The organism is Arminella tubonensis (assembly GCF_003240585.1).
GTDB lineage: Bacteria > Pseudomonadota > Alphaproteobacteria > Rhizobiales > Rhizobiaceae > Rhizobium > Rhizobium tubonense.
On record NZ_PCDP01000059.1, the window covers coordinates 373,895 to 396,071 of the forward strand.

Genomic DNA, 22,177 nt, shown 5'->3' on the forward strand with positions numbered 1-22,177 from the left:
GCTTTGGGATTATGACTTTAGTCTAACGAGCTTTTCGAGCTTTGGCTCTCGAGCACGCCCATTTCGATACGCGCCTTGCACGAGAAAAGGATTGTCAAAGCAGCGGACGGTTGCCAATCAACCCGCACCTTCATATATCTCGGGAAGCGGCTCCCGCGGCCCATTGCCGGCAAAAGATCGTTCAAAATGCAAGCTCCCGAACCGGGAACTACCCAAATTCGACCCTGTTTCAAACGTGACGCAAAATATGGCGACTACCGAACAATTGAAATTGAGTGAACGGCAGATGGGCTTGATCGCCCGTGCTCTCGCCGAACCGCGCCGTTTGCAAATGCTGAAGGAAATCGGCGCTTTCACGTCTCCAATGCCATGCGGCATGCTCTCACAGTCTCATCCCGTAAGTGCTGCGACAATCTCCCATCATATGAAGGAACTGGAGAACGCCGGCCTCGTGGAAATCGTGCGCGAAGGCAAGTTTGCCAACCTCATCCTCAAACGCGATGTTCTCTGCGCCTACATGAGCGAACTCTCCAAGATCTGACATTTATCCCGGCTCCATGGTCGCACCTCTTGTGTCAATTAGATGATTACCTAAATATCGAAGTGATGATCCACTGCGGAAACATGTTTCGGGTGGAGCAGAAGCAATATTTCGATATTTGACTAACTGTCTAACCATCATCCGATAGGGGATAAACATGAGCAAGCTTTCAGGAAAAGTCGCCATCGTGACCGGCGCATCGAAGGGCATTGGAGCCGGTATCGCAAAGGCGTTCGCCGAGGAAGGCGCCTCGGTCGTCGTCAATTATGCTTCCAGCCGCGAAGGCGCCGACAACGTTGTTTGCAAGATCGTTGCCGAGGGTGGCAAGGCCATCGCCGTACAAGGTGACGTTTCTAAATCCGAAGACGTGAAGCGGTTGTTTGCCGAAGCGAAATCCGCCTACGGGCAGGTCGATGTCCTCGTCAACAATGCGGGCGTCTACCAGTTTGCGACGATCGAAGAATTCAGCGAGGCGGAATTCCATCGTGAATTCAATACCAACGTCCTAGGCGTATTCTTGGCTACCCAGGAAGCTGTAAAGCAGTTCGGCTCCGAGGGCGGCAGCATCATCAACATTTCGTCGACAGCGACCACGCTCGATCTGCCGACGGCATCGCTCTACACGTCCACCAAAGCGGCCGTTGAAGCGATCAGCCGTACATTGGCCAAGGAGTTAGGCCCCCGAAATATCCGCGTCAACACGATCTCGCCTGGTGGCGTCGAAACGGAGGGCGTGCATGCCGCCGGCATAATCGGCACCGATTTCGAAAAGCAGATGGTCGCACAAACCCCGCTAGGCCGACTTGGCCAGCCCGGCGATATCGCGCCGGTCGCCGTGTTTCTTGCCTCCTCGGATTCCGCCTGGGTAACGGGCGAAACGCTCGGCGTCTCCGGCGGCATGCGATAATATCCTGGAAGACCAAGAAGGCTGCTTCCCTCATTTTACAGAGGGGAGCGGCAGCTTACGTCGAGCACAAAGCCTTGACTCTTTCCCAAAACATTTTAATAGCTGCCACCGAAAAGGAAGACGTCGAATGGTTCGTTTCGAACGAATTGCTCTGTGCGACTACCTGGCATCAATTGCCGGGCCGCATTCCCGTTTTCCGGTTTCTTCCAAAACCAAGGCCAAAACGACGACGAAAACCGTCTGACGTCTCTGGCCTGCCGCTCTCTCCCCGGCCCGGCTGGGGACAGGAACCCGCCATTGGCGCGGTTCCCCCTCACCGGACAAGAGGAGAGATGAGAAAGAGAGCTTGAGAAATGGGTTTCAAAGTAGCAGTTGCGGGAGCCACCGGTAATGTCGGCCGGGAAATGCTCAACATCCTGTCCGAACGCGGATTTCCCGCTGACGAGGTCGTGGCGCTTGCCTCCGCCCGTTCGCAGGGAACCGAGGTGTCGTTTGGCGATCGGACGCTGAAGGTTTCAAATCTGGAGAATTACAATTTCTCCGATACCGACATCTGCCTGATGTCGGCTGGCGGCGAGATTTCCAAGAAATGGTCGCCGAAGATCGGCCAGCAGGGCTGCGTGGTCATCGATAATTCATCGGCCTGGCGCTACGACCAGGATGTGCCGTTGATCGTCCCCGAGGTAAATCCGGATGCGATTACGCAATTTACCCGCCGCAATATCATTGCCAACCCGAATTGCTCGACCGCCCAGTTGGTCGTCGCGCTGAAGCCGCTGCATGATTTCGCCAAGATCAAGCGCGTTGTCGTTTCCACCTACCAGTCGGTTTCCGGCGCCGGCAAGGACGGCATGGACGAGTTGTTCAACCAGACCCGCGCCGTCTTCGTTGCCGACCCGCTTGAGAACAAGAAGTTTCCGAAGCGCATCGCCTTCAACGTTATTCCGCACATCGACGTCTTCATGGAAGACGGCTACACCAAGGAAGAATGGAAGGTTCTGGCCGAGACGAAGAAGATTCTCGACCCGAAGATCAAGGTGACCTGCACGGCTGTCCGCGTACCTGTTTTCATCGGCCATTCGGAATCGGTCAACATCGAGTTCGAAAATGAGATTAGCGCCGATCAGGCCCGCGACATCCTGCGCGAGGCGCCGGGCTGCATCGTCATCGACAAGCACGAGAACGGCGGCTACATGACGCCATATGAATCGGCCGGCGAAGACGCGACGTTCATCTCTCGCATCCGCGAAGATGCCACCGTCGAAAACGGCCTCAACATCTGGGTCGTCTCGGATAATCTCCGCAAGGGTGCCGCTCTCAACGCAATCCAGATTGCTGAACTGCTGATCAACCGCGGACTGATCAAGCCACGCAAGCAGGCCGCATGACCATCTGGAAATACGGTTTATAAACTATTACCCGCTAGAAGCCCCGCTGTTCGATCTCGAATGGCGGGGTTCTTACGACCGCTGTTGCCTACACGTTTCACCTGAAGCGTTTAATGCATGATCGTAGCAACCTGATGATGACAGAATCGTCCCGTGCTGGCATGGTCCGCTCGGATGACGTAAACTTGGGGATATAAATGCGCATGACAAAGTCTGGATGGGCGGCTCTCGCGGGTGCGCTACTGATGACGATGCCGGTTGCGGCAAACGCTGCCCAGTGCGGCAACGGTCCAGCCGGCTTCCCGGCCTGGGTGGAGCAATTCAAACAGGAAGCCGAGGGCCGCGGCGTCAGCCGCGCAGTTCTCGACCGGGCTTTCGCCGATGTGCATTACAATCAGCCAACCATTCGCGCCGACCGCGGCCAGAAGAGTTTCAAGCTCTCCTTCGATGAATTCATGCGCAAGCGCGGCGGCCAGACAGTCATTTCCCGCGGCAAGGGAATGAAACAGGCAAATGCTGCGCTCTTCGCCAACATTGAGCGCAAATATGGCGTTCCCGCCGGCCCGCTCATCGCGATCTGGGGCATGGAAACCGGCTTCGGCAGCTATATGGGCCAGGAGCACACTCTGTCGGCGGTCTCAACGCTCGCCTACGACTGCCGCCGCACCGAATATTTCACCGATCAGCTCTACGCAGCGCTCCAGCTTGTCGGCGAAGGCTATCTCAGCACTTCGGCACATGGCGCCGCCCATGGCGAAATCGGCCAGACGCAGTTCCTGCCGCGCAACGTCGTAAACTTCGGCGCCGATGGCGATGGCAACGGTCGCATCGACCTCGTCGGCTCCCGCGCGGACGCATTGGCCTCTACGGCAAACTTCCTTCGCGGCCATGGATGGAGACCGGGCGAGGGCTATCAGCCCGGACAGCCGAACTTTGCAGCTATCGCCGGATGGAACGCAGCGGTCGTTTATCAGCAAGCGATCGCCTACATCGGCCAGCAGATCGACGGCAAGTAAGCCGCATATTGCCTTGCGAAAGGGCTCCGTGCGATGCGCGGAGCCAAAGCCGCACGCTCGACCGAAAGTTCAGACTTCCGGTCGCGTGAAATCGCCGGTTTTTGCGTCCATGACCCACAATTCGCCGGTCGAGATATCGAACCAGGCGCCGTGCAGCGCCAGATTCCCACTTTCCTCCAGCATCTGAATATCAGGAAAGCTGCGCAGGTTGTTCAACGAATTGCGGATCGATATGCGCTCGAGCGCGGTCTGGCGCTCAGCCGGCGTCATAACGTCGTTGTTCTGGATCTGCTCGGTAGCCGGCTTCAGCAGACCCATCCACTTGCCAATGAAATCACCGTCGGAGAGCGGCGCGGAAGTCGTGTCGAGGGCGGCGCGTATGCCCCCGCAGCGCCCGTGACCCATTACAACGATATCGCGAACCTTGAGCACCTTTACGCCGAATTCCAGGGCGGCGGACGTCGCATGAAACTGCCCGTCCGGCTCATGCGGTGGAACCATGTTGGCCACATTGCGGATAACGAAAAGTTCGCCCGGGCCGGCGTCAAAGATCGTCTCAGGTGCGGAGCGTGAGTCCGAACAGGCGATCACCAGCGTCGTCGGGCTCTGGCCTTCCTCCGCCAGGCTGCGATAGCGCTCGCGCTCGTCGACGTAGCGCCCGCTCATGAAGTTGCGATAGCCGTTCAGAAGGGATGATGGAAAACTTTGCATTCTTTTGAATTACAACGCGTGTGAGCCAAGATCAACTGCTGCACTGCGAAATGGAGGTGGAACCGCGAACGCTATTTCTGTCGGCGTTGAGACGGGTGCATGAGGCGGCGCATCTGCACCATCGCCATGGGAGTCGAGAGGCTCGACGCGTCGGCTGCAAGTGTCAGTTCGTCACTGCCGCGTTTAACCGCCCGCGCTAGCACCTCATAGACACTTGCGGTCGCTAGTTGCAACGCACGCTCTTCGTCGAGGCCGGAAAGCAGCCGTGACAAGAACAGTGCCGACAGCAGATCACCAAGGCCGTTTGGCGCATTGTCGATCGATCGATGTTCCGCCAGCAACGCATTGCGGCCGCTGAGGTAAAGATTGCCCGTGCCGCCCGTCATCATCGGCACGGCTGACGTGACCAGCATACGCGAAGGCCCCAATGCAAGTGCTGCCTCCATGACAGCATTGTTGTCATCAAGCGGTGCCCCGGAAAGCCATGCAAGCTCGTACCGGTTGGGCGTCGCGAGCGAAGCCAGCGGAATGAGATTGTCGCGGATGGCCTCCGCGGTCGGCTCGGGCACGTAGAGCCCGCCCAGATCGCCGATAACGGGATCGCAGGCATAGAAGAGATCCGGATTCTTTTCGCGAAGCGCGGCAACCAGCCGGGCGACGGAGCGCACCTGCGCGGCGTTGCCGAAATAACCTGACAGCACCGCCTTCACTTCGGGAAGCCAGGGAGCGGCAATGAGATCGTCGATCGCGTGATCAAAATCGGCCTCGTCGAAGGTCAGCCGCGTCGATTTTCCATGGCCAGGGTGCCAGGGCAGGACCACCGTCGGCAATGCCCAGACCGGATGGCCTAGCGTCTCCAGCGCAAAGACGGCGGCACGATTGCCGACCGATCCCCTGACGACATGACTGGAGATGACGATCACGGCGCCCGCTGCATTTTCCGACATGATGCTTGCCTTCACGATTTCGATTGCGCTGTTGATGATATTTTTGCAGGCCCACTGTCAACCGTCCTTCACACAGCCATGAAAACGTACGCGATGCGACAGCTTGTCGCCGATTATACCAAATTTGCGCGTGATCGAAGAAAACAGGACGTCTGCGAGCTCGATTTCGCAAAAAGTGACGCTCCGACGACCGAAAACCGCAAGGCCGACGTCGTTTTTGCAGATGTTTTCAATCGGCATTCTGATAGTTTGGGCCAAATCAGGGGGAGATTTCGATGGCAACCAAAACGTATCCGAAGCGGGAAAAACAGATCGACGCGGCACGCAAGATCGCGACGGCAACCGGCGATGCTTATCTCGATCCGGAAATCCTGTTTGGCCGCGCCAGTAATGATGACATGGATCGCTACACGCCGGAAATGCTGGCGCTTACAGCCGTCCATACGGCGAAGGAATTGGCAGGCTGGACCGGCAATGCGCCTCGGATCAGCATCGAGCAAATCGACGACGTGGAGCCCGCCGGCGTCGCCGTCTCGGTGTTGTCGATCACCGATCGCAACATGCCCTTCCTCTACGAATCCGTCATGGGCGAAGTGACGAGCACCTATCGCGACGTCTATATGGCGGTCCATCCGATCTTGATTATCGAAGAGGGAAAGACGCCCCAGCTTTATTCGTCGGATACACCGAGTGATGCTGCACACCGGATCAGCCACATCCAGCTCCATCTGGCGACGCTAACCCCGGCTCAGGCCAGCGACCTCGTGAAGCGCGTCGCCACCGTACTCGAGCAGACCCATCTGACTATTTCCGATTGGAAACCGATGCTCGGCAGGCTCGACACAGTGATCGAGGAGCTGTCTACCTATGACGCCGGCCGCCGCAAATCTGACCGCGACGAGGCGCTCGCTTTCCTTTCCTGGCTGCGCGACGGCAACTTCACCTTCCTCGGCATGCGTGACTACGTCTATTCTGGCCGAGGCGCAGAGGCCAAGGTCGAGCGCGACCGCGGCACTGGGCTCGGCATCCTCTCAAATCCCGACGTGCGCGTTCTGCGCCAGGGCAAGGATGCGGTTACCACCACTCCCGAAATTCTCGCTTTCCTGGAAGGCCCCGATTTCCTGATCGTTACCAAAGCCAATGTGAAGTCGATCGTCCACCGCCGTGCCTATATGGACTATGTCGGCGTCAAGCGTTTTGACGCTCAAGGCAATGTCACCGGCGAGTTGCGCATCGTCGGCCTATTTACCTCTACTGCCTATACGGCCGCCGCCGCGGAAATACCGCTGCTGCGCTCGAAGCTGCAGAAGGTCACCGACCATTTTGGCTTCGACCCGACCAGCCACTCAGGGCGGATGCTGCAGAACACGCTGGAATCCTATCCTCGCGATGATCTGTTCCAGATCGACACCACACTTCTGGCGAGCTTCTGCGAACAGATCAACGACCTAGCCGACCGGCCTCGCGTGCGCGTGTTGCCGCGAATCGACCATTTCGACCGCTTCGTCTCGGTCATCGTCTATGTACCGCGGGAGGAATATGATTCCATCGTGCGCGAGAAAATCGGGACCTATCTGAAGACCGTCTACGACGGCCGGGTCTCGGCCTATTATCCGGCTTTCCCCGAAGGCGGCGTCGCCCGCGTCCATTTCATTATCGGCCGATCAAGCGGCAAGACACCAAGAATCCCGCAAGGCAAGCTTGAAGACGCGATCCGCACCATCACTGCGCGCTGGTACGACCGATTCCAGATGCTCGCAGGCCCGAAGGCGCCGCAGATCGCTGTGAGCTACGCCTTCCAGGAGGCCTTCACATCGGACGAGGCGGTCGCCGACCTGCCAGCGATGATCGCTTGCGCCGGCAGCGAGTTGATCCGCATCGCATTCTACGTCAGGAAGACGGAGGAGGGCGATATTCTTTCGCTGAAGATATTCCACCGTGAGGGCAACCTTGCGCTTTCACGCCGCGTGCCGTTGCTTGAAAACCTCGGCTTCAACGTCCTCAGCGAGCGCACCTTCGACATCAGCGTCACGTCCAAGGACGGCAAGACCGGCCTCGTCGTTCTCCACGACATGGAATTGGAAGCAAGAAGCGGCGTGACACTCGATCTTCGTCGTCACGGAGCAGCGCTCGAGGAAGCGTTTCTGGCGGCGTTTGGCGGCACCATCGACAATGACAGCTTCAACCGGCTGATAATCTCCGCCGACCTTTCCGGTCGCGAGGCCAACGTGCTTCGCGCCTATGCCCGCTATCTCAGGCAGGCCGGCATCGCATATTCGCAGGACTATATCGCAGCGACGCTCGATAAATATCCCACCATCTCCACCGCGATCGTGCGCATGTTCCAGGCCTCCATGGATCCCAGACTTGCCGAAAAACTGCGGTTGAAAAAACTGGCCGATCTTCATCAAACGATTGAGACCGAACTTGCAAGCGTCCCGAGCCTCGATGACGACCGCATTTTGCGTCGCTACGTCAATGCCATCGACGCGACCTTGCGCAGCAACTATTTCCAGAAGAATCCCGATGGCTCGCCCAAGGCCATGCTTGCCATAAAGCTTGACCCAAAACTTCTGAACGGTCTCCCGGAGCCACGACCTTTCCGCGAAATCTTCGTTTACGGCGTCGAAGTCGAGGGCGTACACCTGCGCTTCGGCAAGGTGGCGCGCGGCGGGCTGCGCTGGTCGGATCGAGCCGAAGACTACCGCACTGAAGTTCTGGGCCTGGTGAAGGCTCAGCAGGTCAAGAATGCTGTCATTGTCCCGGTCGGCGCCAAGGGCGGCTTCTATCCGAAGAAGCTTCCGCTTAATGGCAGCCGCGACGAGATATTCAACGCCGGCCGCGAAGCGTACAAGACCTACATCCGCACATTGCTGTCGATCACCGACAACATTTCCGGAGCTGAAATCATCCCGCCGCCGGACACGGTCCGTCTCGATGGCGACGATCCTTACTTCGTCGTAGCCGCAGACAAGGGCACCGCGACCTTCTCCGACACCGCCAACGACCTCGCGCAGGAAGCAGGTTTTTGGCTTGACGACGCTTTCGCCTCGGGCGGCTCGGCCGGCTACGACCACAAGAAAATGGGCATCACGGCCCGCGGCGCCTGGGAAACGGTGAAGCGCCATTTCCGTGAGTTTGATATAGACATCCAGACGACGCCTTTCTCGGTCGTTGGCGTCGGAGACATGTCAGGCGACGTCTTCGGCAACGGGATGCTGCTGTCGCCGAAGATCCGGCTGCTCGCTGCCTTCGACCACCGCGACATCTTCATCGATCCCGATCCGGACATGAAAAAGACGCTTGCCGAGCGAAAGCGCCTGTTCGATCTTCCGCGCTCGAGCTGGCAGGATTTCGACAAGAACGTCCTGTCCAAGGGCGCGATGATCATATCGCGCGCAGCAAAATCCGTAACGCTGACCCCGGAAGCGGCGGCGGCGATCGGCATGGACAAATCGGTCGCGACACCCTTCGAGATCATGACCGCGATCCTGAAAAGTCCGGTCGACTTGCTCTGGTTCGGCGGCATCGGCACCTATGTCAAGGCGGCCGCGGAAACCGACGCCGACGTCGGCGACCGAGCCAACGATCCGATCCGTATCGGCGCAGACGAGGTTCGCGCCAGGGTGATCGGTGAAGGAGCCAATCTCGGCGTCACCCAAAAAGGTCGCATCGCTTATGGCCTCAAGGGTGGCCGCTGCAACTCCGACGCCATCGACAATTCCGCCGGCGTCAATACGTCGGACGTCGAGGTCAACATCAAGATCGCGTTGGCGGCAGCCATGCACGACGGGCGCCTTACGCGTGCCAAGCGCAATCAGCTCCTGTCTTCGATGACCGATGAGGTGGCCAGCCTCGTTCTGCGCAATAATTACCTTCAATCGTTGGCAATCTCGCTGACGGAACGCAGGGGAACTGCCAATGGGCTGGAATTAAGCCGGTTCATGAGCGTCCTCGAGGCTGCTAGGCAACTCAGCCGCAAGGTCGAAACATTGCCGGACGACCAGACCTTTGCCGAGCGGTATGCCAACGGCCGGCCGCTAACGCGCGCCGAGATCGGCGTGCTGCTCTCCTATGCCAAGATCGTCCTGTTCGACGCCATCATTTCGAGCGACCTGCCGGATGATGCCTATTTCGCAAAGACCCTCACAGACTATTTTCCCGTCAAGATGCAGCGCTCTCACGCCGTCGATATCAGCGGTCATCGGTTGCGCCGCGAGATCATTGCGACGGCCCTCGCCAATGAAGCGATCAACCGTGGCGGGCCAGGTTTTGTGGTCAGCATGATCGACGCAACCGCAGCCTCTGCGGCGGAGGTGGTCAAAGCAGCGGTTCTCGCCCGCGATGGCTTTGATCTCGACCGGCTTTGGGCAGAAACCGACGCCCTCGACGGCCGGATCGGCGGACAGATGCAGAACCGCGTCTATGCGGAGATCGGACATATCTACACGGTGCTCACGCGACTATTGCTCAAGACTGCAATGGCGAAGGGCGGTATCGAAGAAACAATTAGCCGACTTCAAGTTGCTTTGAAGAAGCTTCGACCGGTATTCACGGCGCACATCCCCCCGGAATTTTCGGCCGACATAGCCGCACGGCAGGCCGATTACCAGGCAGCCGGCCTTCCCGAAAATCTTAGTGCGGAGATCGCATCCCTATCGACGCTGGTACTGGTGCCTGAGATTATGCAGATCGCCGAACGGACCGGTGATACACTCACCCGCGCCGCCGAGAGCTATTTCGCGGTGTCGCATACTTTCCGCGTCGGCCGACTGCTCGCTTCGGGCAGCCGCATCGTCACGGGTGATCACTACGAAAGCTTGGCGCTGGCACGTAGTCTCGACCAGATTGCCGGTGCACGGCGCGACATCGTTATCGCCGCGCTAAGCGATCATCCCAAGGACAAGCAACCGATACTCGCCTGGCACGCGGAGGACCGAATCCGCATCAACCGAATCGCTGAAGAATTGTCAGGCCTCAGTGAAGGCGGCGACCCGAACCTTGCCCGCATCACCGTCGCGGCCGGCCTGCTGACTGACCTTGCGCATGACCGGGCGAGGTGAGTGGGTTCGAATAATTTCGCCAAAAGATGATCCCGAAAAGTGCGAAGCGGTTTTCGGACAGGATCATGCCAAATCAAATAGATAGAACGCGGCGGCGACTCGAGAATGTGTCGCCCTGCTTCGGCGAGTGTCGACATTAGGAGTATAGGGCTTGGAGATTGTGCGTATCGGCGGCGGCCCTCCGGCAAAGGTGCCGGCGCGTGGCATCTGGGGATGGATGCTGTTCGACTGGGCGGCTCAGCCGTTTTTCACTGTCGTCACAACCTTCATTTTCGGGCCCTATTTTGTCTCCCGGCTAACCAGCGATCCGGTCGGCGCGCAGGCCATGTGGAGTAATATGGCGACGATCTCCTCGATCATTATCGCCGTCCTTTCGCCCGTCCTCGGCTCCATCGCTGACCAGTCCGGTGCCCGCAAGCCGTGGATCGGCTTCTTTGCGGTGATCAAGATCGCCAGCCTGTTCTGCCTGTGGATGGCTGCTCCCGGTTCACCGGTGATTTATCCTGTCATCTTCATGATCCTCGCATCGATCTCCGCCGAATTCTCCATCGTCTTCAATGATTCGATGATGCCGCGACTGGTCAGCAAGGACGATGTCGGACGCCTGTCCAACACCGCCTGGGGTCTCGGATATCTCGGCGGCATGGTCGTTCTCATCACCGTCGTCGTATTGCTGGCGGGAAGCCCCGAGACCGGCAAGACGATCCTCGGACTGACGCCACTCTTCGGCCTCGACGCGACCTTGGGTCAAGATGCCCGGATCACAGGACCTATATCGGCGGTCTGGTACGCCATCTTCATCCTGCCGATGTTCTTCTTCACGCCGGACGCCAAGCGAGGACTACCGTTAGGGCCGGCGGTGCGCTCGGGCCTCAGGGAGCTGAAAACGACGCTTTCCGACCTCAAGCATCGCCGTGGCATTGCCCTCTTCCTGATAGCCCGGATGATCTACCAGGACGGCGTCAACGGGGTCCTGATCCTCGGCGGCACATTCGCAGCCGGTATGTTCGGCTGGGCGACCATCGAGATCGGCATCTATGGGATTATTCTCAACGTCGTCGCCATCTTCGGCTGCCTGATCGCCGGACTTCTCGACAAGCGGCTGGGCTCCAAGGTCACCGTTCTCATCAGCCTGACGATGCTGCTCGTGGCCACCATCGGCATCGTCTCCACCGGACCCGGCTTTACCCTTTTCGGCCTCATAAATCTATCGACGGAAAGCTCGGGCGGTCTCTTCGGCACAGCGGCGGAGAAGGCCTACATTCTCTACGGACTGCTGATCGGCCTCGCGTTCGGACCGGTACAGGCGTCTTCCCGTTCTTATCTCGCTCGCAGCGTTAGCCTGGCCGAGGCGGGACGATATTTTGGCATCTATGCACTCTCTGGCCGCGCCACAAGTTTCCTGGCGACCCTGTTTTTTTCGATCGTGACCTATTGGAGCGGATCGGCACGCTACGGCATGGCGACGCTGGTCATCTTCCTCGCCGGCGGGCTACTGATCCTTCTGCGGACACCCTATCCCGCGGACGACCCCAGAACGCGATAGAATATCCCGGTCAAACTCACGCCTTACCGGGATATCCAAAAACAAAACTGGCATATTCAGTGACGGAAATGGCGGACGCCCGTGAAGACCATGGCGACATCGTGCTCGTTGGCAGCGGCGATCACTTCCTCGTCGCGCATCGACCCGCCTGGTTGGATAACCGCGGTGGCGCCGGCGGCGATCGCTGACAACAAACCATCCGCAAACGGCAGGAACGCTTCCGAGGCAACCGCAGAACCCCGGGTCAAAGGCTCGGCGAGCCCCATTGCCTTGGCCGCATCTTCTGCCTTGATCGCTGCAATACGTGCCGAATCGACGCGACTCATCTGGCCGGCACCAATGCCCACCGTCTGGCCGTTCTTGGCGTAAACAACTGCATTCGACTTCACGTGCTTGGCGACGCGGAAGGCGAACTTCATGTCGATCAACTCCTGCGCCGTCGGAGCGCGCTTCGTCACCACCTTCAGCTCGAGATCGTCAACCATCGCATTGTCACGGCTCTGGACAAGCAAGCCGCCGGACACCGTCTTCGCCGTCAGGCCGGGCGTACGCGGATCGGGCAGGGCACCAACGGACAACAGGCGCAAATTCGGCTTGCGGGCAATGATCGCCCTCGCCTCGTCGCTGACCGCGGGCGCAATGATGACCTCGGTGAAGAGCTTGACGATCTCTTCGGCCGTTTCCGCATCAAGCAGGCTATTGAGTGCAATGATGCCGCCGAACGCGGACACGCTGTCGCAGGCGAGCGCCCGCTTGTAAGCCTCGACAAGGCTTGACCCGGTGGCAACGCCGCAGGGATTGGCATGCTTGATGATCGCACAGGCCGGACCGTTTGCCGGCGAGAATTCTGCCACCAGCTCGTAAGCGGCGTCCGTGTCGTTGATGTTATTGTAGGAGAGCTGCTTGCCCTGGAGAAGCGTTGCAGTCGACACGCCGGGACGGTTGTCCCCGGTCACGTAGAACGCTGCAGTCTGATGTGGGTTCTCGCCATAGCGCATCTCTTCGCGAAGAACGCCGCCGATTACCCGATGACGTGGCGTAACAATCTCGAGTGCTTCGGCAAACCAGTTGGAGATCATTGCATCATAGGCGGCGGTGCGGGCAAAGGCCTTTGCCGCCATCAGCTGGCGAAATGCGTAGGCGGTCTGACCTTCATCGGCTGAAAGCTGGTCGAGCAGGGCGGGATAGTCGGCGGGATCGGTAAGGATCGTGACATAAGCATGGTTCTTGGCCGATGCACGGATCATAGCCGGACCACCGATGTCTATGTTCTCGACCGTCGTCGGGTAGTCGCCGCCGGCGGCGCGGACATCTTCGAAGGGATAGAGATTGACAACCACGAGATCGATTCCCTCGATGCCGTGCTCTTTCATTGCCGCCTGGTGCTCGGTGTCGTCGCGGATGGCAAGCAAGCCACCATGGACCCGTGGATGGAGCGTCTTCACGCGTCCGTCCATGATCTCGGGGAACCCGGTGATGTCGGAGACGTCAGTGACGGCGATACCGGCAGCTGCGATCGACTTGTGGGTGCCGCCGGTTGAGAGCAGCCGCACACCTTCTTTGCTCAGTGCCTTCGCGAGCTCGACAATGCCCGACTTGTCGGAGACAGACAGCAGCGCAGTCCGGATTTTCACCTTATCGGGGGCTGGGATCTTCTTGGAAACGACGGCCATGAACTTTCTCCGATTTAGGGCGCGGGAGACATCCGGCGAGGGACGCCATAAGGCTATGGCGCCGCGTTAGCACAGCTTTACCGGAGAGAAAACACTTGGCCACTCAACGGCGGGATAAAAACCACCGGATCTCCGGCTTTTCCGAAAGCGAGAACACCACTTCGATCTGCTCGGAAGACCGGACCCCGGACGCATCCGCGAAAAAGACATCCTCGGCCAACAGAACTTCGTTGCCCGGAGACGAGAACACCCAGGTTTCCCCATCAGGCGCCTTCAGGGTGACTGAGTCTGCATCGGACTGCTTCATCGAAATCGAGGGGTGAATGTGGAAACGTGCCGAAGCGCGATTGTCTCCCGCCTGCATGTTTTTACCCTCCGGCGGATGAAGCCGGTCGCGGCCGGTCAGGATCGTACCGGCCGCATTCAGCGTCAACTCCCGCTCATGATGGACACCAAACGCCTGGAGGTAGCCGTCATGCGATGCCTTGACGCAGTCCCGCCCGTCGTCGGTCTCCATCCGCTGGACATCGACGTTGCGTATCCCGCTGACCACCACCGGACCAAGCAGGTCGGAGCGCGAGAAGGACATCGACGAGGTATCATTGAGCGTCACCGTAGAATGTGCGGCCGTGGCGCGCGCCATCTGGACATAACGGTTGCCCGCAAATTTCGGTGACCCGGCATTGATGACGATGCGGTGCTTTCCAGACGACATCTCGAAAGAGAGGCAGCCGGCATGCGCCGTGCGCGAGAGGTCGTTCGAGACGGGAAGGCCGGTATCGACGATTATCAGCGTCTGCGCGGCCGACAGCCGCTGATAGCGCCCCTGCGGCAGTGCCTTGAAGGGCTGCCCGGCCGTTTCGTCGTAGCGCAGGACGGACATGAGCTCATTGGCAAGGGTTGAGGTCGCGCCATTGAAGAGTGCCAGATCGCCGTCCTGATGACGAAAGAAACGTAAAGCCGGATACATCCGGTCAATGCCGGCAATCAGCCGTTTCGGTACGTCGTGGCCGAGATTGACGTAGGTCTGTCGAAGCGGCAGCAGATCGAGAAGCAGTTCCAGTGCGGCGCGCGGGTTGCGGGAAATATGCGACCCATCCGGCTGAATCTGCCGGTCGATCTCTTTGTCGAGCGCATGGCCCGCACGCCTTATGGTCGATGCTCGCGCCGGCATCGCCACGGACGCCATGGCAAGTGCGATGCGGACGCGAAACCGGACCTCCCCGTCGGGCGCCGTCGCAGCTACATGCCTGAGATAGCGCACCTGGTGGGTGAGGGATCTCATGAAGCGGCGGTAGAAACCGCTATCTGTCCCCTGTAATACAACAGGAGAATGCGACAGCCAGGCGATGATCCTCTGGGCAACAATGTCAGCCTCCCAGGCAATCCCTGAAGTGCGGCGGCCGTGAACGCCGATCCACTCGTTGACGATGGCACGCGCCTGGCCGCAGGCCTGATCTGTCTTGTCGGCGCGCATATGCCGTAGCCAGCCGAAACTATGCAGTCGCGTCGCAAACATCTGCGACGGCAATTCGAGGGAAAACGGCGATCCGCCGTTGGTCTCGAGCACGCGTCCGGCAAGCGGAATGCGGCCGTTGATGATTTCCGCGGCAACAAAGGGATCGATGCTGCGCAAATCCGTCGGCGCCACGATCAATCGTTCCGGCACCCGCGCGGTGTGGCGGGTCAGACGCAAGCGCGCCAACGCTGTGCGGCGTAACATCCGCCGCCATGCTTCCCGCACGTATAAACTCACAAAGCGCCTGCCAATTCTGCGTATTTGATCATGCTTATTGTCTGCCCCCATCGTTAAGGGGACGTTAGCAAATGGTCAATTCGACCCAGGATGATCCATTTTGATCAGGTCTAGGAGTATTGTGTAACTAACTATAGCGATCATATTCGGCGGAGCACGACCGCAAAAAACCCGTCGAGGCCGGAGGCAAAGCCTTGCGAGAGCGGCAGCATGGACGGCGTCGTCCTGAATTCGCCAAGCGGTGAAATAGCAGTCTCAAGTCCCGGCCAGTCCTCTGCGCTGATTGGCACGCGCTCAACCGCCGCATTATTTGCCAGCACACGCGCGACAAGCAGCTCGCCCTCCGAGGGATCGAGCGAGCAATTGGAAAACACGACAATGCCGCCGGGCTTGACCAGCGTCAGCGCATGGGCAAGCAGCCGTTCTTGAAGAGCCGCGAGCTTGGCAATATCCTCCGGCCCCTTGGTCCACAGCACATCAGGATGGCGCCGGGTCGTGCCCGTCGAGGAGCAAGGGGCGTCGAGCAATGCCGCGTCGAAAAGTTCGGCCGGTTCGAATTTAGCCATATCCGCGACAACGGTTTCCGCCTCGATCCCAAGACGCGCCAGATTAGACGACAACCGTTTCAAACGGCTGGCGGATTGATCCAGTGCTGTGACCGCACCGCCAGCAAGAATAAGCTGCGCGGTCTTGCCGCCGGGTGCAGCGCAAAGATCGACGACCCGCTTGCCGGTAAGTGAGCCGAATAGTTTGGCGGGAATACTGGCAGCTGCGTCCTGCACCCACCATTGGCCTTCCGAGAAACCGGGAAGCGAAGGTATCGAACCGTCGAAGGCGGCGAGCCGGACACTCCCGGTCGGCAGGACCACACCATTCAAGCGCTTTGCCCAGCCTGCAGGGTCGGATTTGACAGTGACATCGATCGCGGCCGGTTCAAGCTGCGTTTCCGAGATAGCCAGTGCCGCCTCTCGTCCGTACGCTGCCTCCAACCGTTTTAGAAACCAGAGCGGCATGGCGGGCACGCTGGAGGTACTATCAAGGATCGCCTGCTTCTCCCGCCCGATGCGGCGAAGCACAGCATTGACCAGCTTGGCAAAGCGGCGATTGCGCGGATCCTGATTGGCCTGCTCAACTGCAAGATCGACCGCGGAGTGATCGGGCACATCGAGGTAAAGCATCTGAGCCGCCGCAACGACCAACACGTGATACAACGCCCGCGCACCTTCGGGCAGCGGCGAATCAAGCATGGATGCAATCGCCGCATCAATACGCGGCAAATGACGAAGCGCCGAATTCAGGATCGCGCGCACCAGCGCCCGGTCATTGTCTTCGAGAACTCGGTAGGCCGGATTGCCGTTTTCCGCATCCAGCATACCGTCAAGCGGGGTCTTGCGATCGACAACGGCTGCCAGAATTTTTGATGCTGCCGCGCGTGCGCCCAAGCCTGGCTTTGCCGGAGCCGAAAGGGTCGGCCGACCTTGCTTTGGCCTGCCACTTGTGTGATTGCCGCCTCTGGCGGAAGGTTTGCTTGTATCGTCTGAATTCAAGACCAGGGTCCTTTGGGCGGCTGTGAACCACCGCGGCCCCACCCCGTATTGGGAACGGATCGCGATTTCCGCACCGGATTAGCAGCCCGGGCCGGTTCCGTCGAGCCGAGGCCCGAAATTGATCCGTTGTCGTTGCCGCCGCGCCTCGCCATTTCGTGTAGCGCGGCGATGCGATTGTCCGTGTCCGGATGAGTGGAAAAGAGATTATCCATTCGTTCGCCCGACAAGGGATTGATGATGAACATATGCGCGGTCGCTGGATTGCGCTCAGCCTCATAATTTGGCACCTCGGCCGCGCTGCGAGCAATCTTGCTAAGCGCCGAGGCGAGCCAAAGCGGATTACCTGAGATTTCGGCGCCACGCCGGTCGGCCGAATACTCCCGCGTCCGACTGATCGCCATCTGTACCAGCATCGCCGCCAGCGGTGCCACGATCATGGCGGCGAGAACACCTAAGAAGCCCAATGGATTGTTGCTGTCCCGCCGCCCGCCGAAGAAGAAGGCAAAGTTGCCGAGCATCGAGATCGCTCCAGCAAGGGTCGCAGTGATCGTCATCGTCAGGGTATCGCGGTTCTGCACATGTGCCAGCTCATGCGCCATGACGCCTGCGACCTCTTCCGGCGTCAGGGCATTAAGCAATCCTGTCGAAGCGGCAACGGCGGCATTGGCAGGATTGCGACCTGTGGCAAAGGCATTCGGCTGCGAGCTCTCGTAGAGATAGACACGCGGCATCGGCAGCCCGGCATTGGCGGCGAGATTACGGATGATGCCATAGAATTCCGGTGCACTGCGCTCATCCACCTCTTGCGCATTGTAAGTGGACAGTACCATCCGGTCGGAATTCCAATAGGAATAGAAATTCATCACGAGCGCCGCAACGAACGCGATTGTCATCCCGGACCGGCCGCCGATGAGATAGCCGACCCCCATGAAGAGTGCCGTCATGAAGGCGAGCAACATGGCAGTGCGTACAAGGTTCATAGGTGTCTCCCGGCAAATCATCTGTCCGATCTTTTATTCGCCCTCGGACGCACTATAATCTGGCTATTCGCCCGCCTATTTCAAGTTTTGGGGCCGGAGTGCGCTATGCAGACAGCTGACAATGACAATCTCGGGATACTCGAAGCCCAAGCCGAAGCGGAAGCCCCGCGCAAACCGCTCTCATCCGCCGCCAAACGCGCTCTGGCGGAAGCCGAAGAGCGACGCCGGGCACGGGCCCAATCCGAATTGCCGCCTGAAATCGGTGGCCGCGGCGGCGCCGAACCCTCCCGCTTCGGCGACTGGGAAATCAACGGTCGGGCAATCGACTTCTGAAGTAATATCCACCGTCCAGGCCGCTGCCATTTCACGGCATTGTTCGTTGGAATAAAAACGCCGTCTCAACGATCGAGACGGCGGAATTTGGTTTGCTCGTTAGCAACTACGATCAGATCGACTCTGCCTTGTTCTGGCGGTTGGCAATCAGATCTTCGACCACGCCAGGATCGGCCAGCGTCGAGGTGTCGCCGAGCGAGCCGTAGTCATCCTCAGCGATTTTGCGCAGGATGCGACGCATGATCTTGCCCGACCGGGTCTTTGGCAGCCCCGGTGAAAACTGGATCTTGTCCGGAGACGCGATTGGGCCGATTTCGGTTCGCACGTGCTTTATCAAATCCTGACGCAGCGCATCGTTGCCTTCATGGCCCGACATCAGCGTGACGTAGCAGTAGATGCCTTGGCCCTTGATTCCGTGGGGATAACCGACCACGGCTGCTTCCGAAACGAGATGGTGCGAAACGAGCGCCGACTCGACTTCCGCCGTCCCAAGCCGATGGCCGGAGACGTTGAGCACGTCGTCGACGCGACCTGTAATCCAGTAATAGCCGTCCGCATCGCGTCTGCAGCCGTCACCGGTAAAATATTTCCCCTTGTAGGTCGAAAAATAGGTCTGGATGAAGCGCTCATGATCGCCGTAGACCGTGCGCATCTGCCCCGGCCAGCTATCGGCGATGCAGAGATTGCCATCGGCAGCGCCTTCCAGCACCTTGCCGTCGCCGTCGACCAGTTCCGGCTTGACGCCAAAGAAGGGTTTCGTGGCCGAACCCGGTTTCAGATCGGTAGCCCCCGGCAAGGGCGTGATCATGTGGCCTCCGGTTTCCGTTTGCCACCAGGTATCGACGACCGGGCAGCGGCCGTCGCCGACAACGTTATAGTACCATTCCCAGGCTTCCGGATTGATCGGCTCGCCGACGGTACCCAACAACCTGAGGCTCGAGCGCGATGAGCGCTTCACGAACTCGTCCCCGGCCCCCATCAGCGAGCGGATCGCCGTCGGAGCCGTGTAGAAGATATTGACCTTGTGCTTGTCTATCACCTCCCAGAAACGGCCCTGGTCGGGAAAGCTCGGCACGCCTTCGAACATCAGCGACGTCGCACCGTTGGCGAGTGGCCCGTAGACGATGTAGGAATGGCCTGTCACCCAGCCGACGTCGGCGGTGCACCAGTAGATATCGCCATCATGGTAGTCAAAGGTGTATTCGTGCGTCATGGCGGCGTAGACGAGATAACCCCCGGTCGTGTGCAGAACGCCCTTGGGCTTGCCGGTCGAACCTGAGGTATAGAGGATGAAAAGCGGGTCTTCCGCCTTCATCTTCACGGGCGGGCAGTCCGCCTTTACCGTGGCAATTTCCTGGTGATGCCAGAGGTCGCGGCCTGGTGCCCAGCCGGTCTTTCCTCCGGTGCGGCGAACGACCAGAACCTTCTGAACGATGACAAGCTGTTTGGCAGCAATGTGGATCGCGGTATCGGTATTGTCCTTCAGCGGCACCGGCTTGCCGCCACGCAGACCCTCGTCGCAGGTGATGACGAACGTCGACTGGCAGTCGACGATGCGTCCCGCCAGCGCATCAGGCGAGAAGCCGCCGAAGACGACCGAATGAACCGCGCCGATCCTCGCGCAGGCGAGCATGGCATAGGCTGCCTCGGGTATCATCGGCATGTAGATGGTGACCCGATCACCCTTTTTAACGCCGTGCTTCTTCAGCACGTTCGCCATGCGGCAGACATGCTCGTAGAGCTCGTTATAGGTGATCTTCTTGTCGATATAGGGATTGTCGCCTTCCCAAATGAAAGCGACCTGATCGCCCCGCGTCTTCAGGTGCCGGTCAATGCAATTGTAAGCGACGTTTGTCAGCCCGTCTTCGAACCACTTGATCGAAACTCTGCCCTTAAAGGACGTATTCTTGACCTTGGTATAGGGCTTGAACCAGTCGATGCGCTTGCCCTGCTTGCCCCAGAACTTATCGGGATCGTCGATGCTTTGCTTGTACCACTTCTCATATTTCTCTTTGTCGATCAGCGCGCGGGCCTTCGTCGACTTCTGAACCGGATAAATTTTTTCCGACATGAAATTTCCTCCTCAAAATGTCCGCCGCGTCATCGTCTTTCCCAGGAAAGATGAGCGGTCTTTCGGCAATCAATAGCAGCTTAAGTTACGGCGGCAATTAGACAAAGGTCATTTGATCGGCAAAGAATTGCAATTCTGCAGCACTGAGGTTATATAGGGCGCAAATTCCCGGAAATTGGTGGTGTTACCCACGGACCGCGACCCCGGCGCGGACGGACAGAAGGACTATATCCATGGCTCAACAACTGCTTATGCCGAAGGCTACGGCCATCTGGCTTGTCGACAATACCGCATTGTCGTTCGAACAGATCGCGCAGTTTTGCAAGCTGCACCCGCTTGAGGTCAAGGCGATTGCCGATGGCGAAGCCGCTCAGGGTATCAAAGGTCTCGACCCAATCTCTACCGGTCAGCTTTCCCGCGACGAAATCGCCCGCGCTGAAGCAAACCCAAACCACAAACTGAAGATCTCCGAGCCGAAAGTACGGGTTCCCGAATCAAAGCGTCGCGGACCGAGATATACGCCGGTATCGAAGCGCCAGGATCGCCCGAACGCTATTCTATGGCTGGTTCGCAACCATCCGGAGCTGAAGGATGCGCAGATTTCCCGCCTGGTCGGCACGACTAAGTCGACCATCGAGCAGATCCGCGACCGCACCCATTGGAACTCGACAAACCTGGCCCCCATGGATCCGGTGACGCTCGGTCTCTGCAGCCAGATCGATCTCGACATGGAAGTCGAGAAGGCAGCAAAGGGCCGGCCACTGCCGACGGTTGCCGAACTCGGCGCAACGTTGCAGCCGGCGCAGGAGACCGAAAAGCTCGGCTTCACCTACCAGCGCGAAGAAAAGGAAAAGGAAATCGACGCCGATGCAGTCTTTGCAAAGCTCAAGTCGCTGAAGTCCACCACCAAAGACGAAGACGACGACCAATATTGAGCCGAAGCCGATCGCCTGATTTTCAAACCCCGGTTCTTCCGGGGTTTTTTATTGCGTGTGTCGAGGGGAGGGCCAATTCTCCGGAAGAGGATTAGCGAGCACCGAAAATCGCCGAACCGACGCGAACGCTGGTGGCGCCAAACGCAACAGCGATCTCATAGTCGCTCGACATGCCCATCGACAGCTTCTCGACATCGCATTCGGTCGCAAGCTTGGCAAGAAGGGCAAAATGCGGCCCCGGATTTTCTTCAGCGGGGGGAATGCACATCAGCCCCTCGATCGCGAGCCCCAGTTCGTTGCGGCATAGCGCCACGAAACGGATGGTATCATCTGGCGCGATACCCGCCTTCTGTGGCTCCAGCCCGGTATTTACCTGGATGTAAAGCCGCAACGTTTTGCCCTGTCGCTTCATTTCCTCGGCCAGCGCTCGCGCAATCTTTTCTCGGTCGACGGTTTCGATGACGTCGAAGAGAGCGACTGCCTCGGCCGCCTTGTTCGATTGCAAGGGTCCAATCAAATGCAACTCGATATCAGGTGTCTCAGCCTGCAGCTCCGGCCATTTTCCCTGACTTTCCTGAACACGGTTTTCGCCAAAGATGCGTTGCCCGGCGGCGATCGCGGGACGAATGGCCTGGGCATCGAAGGTCTTTGAAACAGCCACGAGCTCGACCGATCCGGCCGGTCGGCCTGCCTGACGTTCCGCTTTCGCGATGTGCTGACGCACTTCATCTAGCCGCTCTTGAAGTTCCATGTCCGCACCTCG

At 59.0% G+C, this 22,177-nt stretch carries 16 protein-coding genes; 8 read left to right on the forward strand and 8 right to left on the reverse strand.

The features are described 5' to 3' along the window. The first annotated feature begins 247 nt into the window (after positions 1-247). The 4 genes from CPY51_RS26225 (at position 248) to CPY51_RS26240 (ending at position 3,852) form a co-directional block, all read left to right on the forward strand. Positions 248-541 carry an ArsR/SmtB family transcription factor gene (locus tag CPY51_RS26225; RefSeq protein ID WP_195909626.1) on the forward strand — a complete coding sequence of 98 codons (294 nt, stop codon included), beginning with the start codon at positions 248-250 and terminating at the stop codon, positions 539-541. Positions 542-698: 157 nt separating this feature from the next. Further along, a complete protein-coding gene (locus tag CPY51_RS26230; RefSeq protein ID WP_111163136.1) occupies positions 699-1,448 on the forward strand; it encodes an SDR family NAD(P)-dependent oxidoreductase in 750 nt (249 codons plus the stop codon). A 353-nt stretch (positions 1,449-1,801) separates the two neighbouring features. Next, on the forward strand, positions 1,802-2,836 hold the full coding sequence (locus tag CPY51_RS26235; RefSeq protein ID WP_111163137.1) for an aspartate-semialdehyde dehydrogenase: 1,035 nt from the start codon (positions 1,802-1,804) through the stop codon (positions 2,834-2,836). Positions 2,837-3,033: 197 nt separating this feature from the next. Next, positions 3,034-3,852, forward strand: coding sequence for a lytic murein transglycosylase (locus CPY51_RS26240; RefSeq protein ID WP_111163138.1), 819 nt, complete (start codon positions 3,034-3,036; stop codon positions 3,850-3,852). A gap of 69 nt (positions 3,853-3,921) precedes the next feature. Here the strand turns inward: CPY51_RS26240 and CPY51_RS26245 are convergent, their stop codons facing one another. Both CPY51_RS26245 and pdxY read right to left on the reverse strand, forming a co-directional pair. Further along, the gene (locus CPY51_RS26245; protein ID WP_111163139.1) at positions 3,922-4,563 is read right to left on the reverse strand and encodes a carbonic anhydrase; all 642 of its coding nucleotides are present in this window, start codon (positions 4,561-4,563) and stop codon (positions 3,922-3,924) included. A gap of 71 nt (positions 4,564-4,634) precedes the next feature. Next, positions 4,635-5,510: a pyridoxal kinase PdxY gene (gene pdxY / locus CPY51_RS26250; protein WP_111163140.1), complete on the reverse strand. Its 876-nt coding sequence runs from the start codon at positions 5,508-5,510 to the stop codon at positions 4,635-4,637. Positions 5,511-5,785: 275 nt separating this feature from the next. Here pdxY and CPY51_RS26260 point away from each other — a divergent pair, with 275 nt between their 5' ends. Both CPY51_RS26260 and CPY51_RS26265 read left to right on the forward strand, forming a co-directional pair. Further along, the gene (locus CPY51_RS26260; protein WP_111163142.1) at positions 5,786-10,573 is read left to right on the forward strand and encodes an NAD-glutamate dehydrogenase; all 4,788 of its coding nucleotides are present in this window, start codon (positions 5,786-5,788) and stop codon (positions 10,571-10,573) included. A 151-nt stretch (positions 10,574-10,724) separates the two neighbouring features. Beyond that, complete coding sequence (locus CPY51_RS26265; RefSeq protein ID WP_338049446.1) at positions 10,725-12,119, forward strand: MFS transporter; 1,395 nt, start codon at positions 10,725-10,727, stop codon at positions 12,117-12,119. A gap of 56 nt (positions 12,120-12,175) precedes the next feature. On the opposite strand, the gene purH is transcribed toward CPY51_RS26265, so the two are convergent. From purH to htpX, 4 genes are all read right to left on the reverse strand, one after another. Next, the gene (purH, locus tag CPY51_RS26270) at positions 12,176-13,792 is read right to left on the reverse strand and encodes a bifunctional phosphoribosylaminoimidazolecarboxamide formyltransferase/IMP cyclohydrolase (RefSeq protein WP_111163143.1); all 1,617 of its coding nucleotides are present in this window, start codon (positions 13,790-13,792) and stop codon (positions 12,176-12,178) included. Positions 13,793-13,895: 103 nt separating this feature from the next. Beyond that, positions 13,896-15,515, reverse strand: a complete 1,620-nt coding sequence (locus CPY51_RS26275; protein ID WP_111163144.1) for a heparinase II/III family protein — start codon at positions 15,513-15,515, stop codon at positions 13,896-13,898. Positions 15,516-15,688: 173 nt separating this feature from the next. Next, complete coding sequence (locus tag CPY51_RS26280) at positions 15,689-17,101, reverse strand: RsmB/NOP family class I SAM-dependent RNA methyltransferase (protein ID WP_420820742.1); 1,413 nt, start codon at positions 17,099-17,101, stop codon at positions 15,689-15,691. Beyond that, positions 17,092-18,075: a zinc metalloprotease HtpX gene (gene htpX / locus CPY51_RS26285; protein ID WP_111163145.1), complete on the reverse strand. Its 984-nt coding sequence runs from the start codon at positions 18,073-18,075 to the stop codon at positions 17,092-17,094. The genes CPY51_RS26280 and htpX overlap by 10 nt, the downstream gene beginning before the upstream one ends. 105 nt (positions 18,076-18,180) lie before the next feature. Between htpX and CPY51_RS26290 the strand changes: the two genes are divergently transcribed. Further along, positions 18,181-18,408 (forward strand): DUF1674 domain-containing protein, encoded by a 228-nt coding sequence (locus tag CPY51_RS26290; protein ID WP_111163146.1) that lies wholly within the window; start codon positions 18,181-18,183, stop codon positions 18,406-18,408. Between the two features lie 112 nt (positions 18,409-18,520). On the opposite strand, the gene acs is transcribed toward CPY51_RS26290, so the two are convergent. After that, positions 18,521-20,479: an acetate--CoA ligase gene (acs, locus tag CPY51_RS26295; RefSeq protein ID WP_111163147.1), complete on the reverse strand. Its 1,959-nt coding sequence runs from the start codon at positions 20,477-20,479 to the stop codon at positions 18,521-18,523. 233 nt (positions 20,480-20,712) lie between these two features. Here acs and CPY51_RS26300 point away from each other — a divergent pair, with 233 nt between their 5' ends. Beyond that, positions 20,713-21,414: a DUF1013 domain-containing protein gene (locus CPY51_RS26300; protein WP_111163148.1), complete on the forward strand. Its 702-nt coding sequence runs from the start codon at positions 20,713-20,715 to the stop codon at positions 21,412-21,414. A 91-nt stretch (positions 21,415-21,505) separates the two neighbouring features. Here CPY51_RS26300 and CPY51_RS26305 read toward each other — a convergent pair whose 3' ends face one another. Beyond that, complete coding sequence (locus CPY51_RS26305) at positions 21,506-22,165, reverse strand: YggS family pyridoxal phosphate-dependent enzyme (protein WP_111163149.1); 660 nt, start codon at positions 22,163-22,165, stop codon at positions 21,506-21,508. Positions 22,166-22,177 lie beyond the last annotated feature (12 nt).

Coding starts and splice junctions, on each gene's coding strand:
- CPY51_RS26230 (WP_111163136.1), top strand. CDS start 699: ATGAGCAAGCTTTCAGGAAAAGTCGCCATCGTGACCGGCGCATCGAAG.
- htpX (WP_111163145.1), bottom strand. CDS start 18,075: ATGAACCTTGTACGCACTGCCATGTTGCTCGCCTTCATGACGGCACTC.
- acs (WP_111163147.1), bottom strand. CDS start 20,479: ATGTCGGAAAAAATTTATCCGGTTCAGAAGTCGACGAAGGCCCGCGCG.
- purH (WP_111163143.1), bottom strand. CDS start 13,792: ATGGCCGTCGTTTCCAAGAAGATCCCAGCCCCCGATAAGGTGAAAATC.
- CPY51_RS26300 (WP_111163148.1), top strand. CDS start 20,713: ATGGCTCAACAACTGCTTATGCCGAAGGCTACGGCCATCTGGCTTGTC.
- CPY51_RS26245 (WP_111163139.1), bottom strand. CDS start 4,563: ATGCAAAGTTTTCCATCATCCCTTCTGAACGGCTATCGCAACTTCATG.
- CPY51_RS26235 (WP_111163137.1), top strand. CDS start 1,802: ATGGGTTTCAAAGTAGCAGTTGCGGGAGCCACCGGTAATGTCGGCCGG.
- CPY51_RS26225 (WP_195909626.1), top strand. CDS start 248: ATGGCGACTACCGAACAATTGAAATTGAGTGAACGGCAGATGGGCTTG.
- CPY51_RS26305 (WP_111163149.1), bottom strand. CDS start 22,165: ATGGAACTTCAAGAGCGGCTAGATGAAGTGCGTCAGCACATCGCGAAA.
- CPY51_RS26290 (WP_111163146.1), top strand. CDS start 18,181: ATGCAGACAGCTGACAATGACAATCTCGGGATACTCGAAGCCCAAGCC.
- pdxY (WP_111163140.1), bottom strand. CDS start 5,510: ATGTCGGAAAATGCAGCGGGCGCCGTGATCGTCATCTCCAGTCATGTC.
- CPY51_RS26275 (WP_111163144.1), bottom strand. CDS start 15,515: ATGTTACGCCGCACAGCGTTGGCGCGCTTGCGTCTGACCCGCCACACC.
- CPY51_RS26260 (WP_111163142.1), top strand. CDS start 5,786: ATGGCAACCAAAACGTATCCGAAGCGGGAAAAACAGATCGACGCGGCA.
- CPY51_RS26240 (WP_111163138.1), top strand. CDS start 3,034: ATGCGCATGACAAAGTCTGGATGGGCGGCTCTCGCGGGTGCGCTACTG.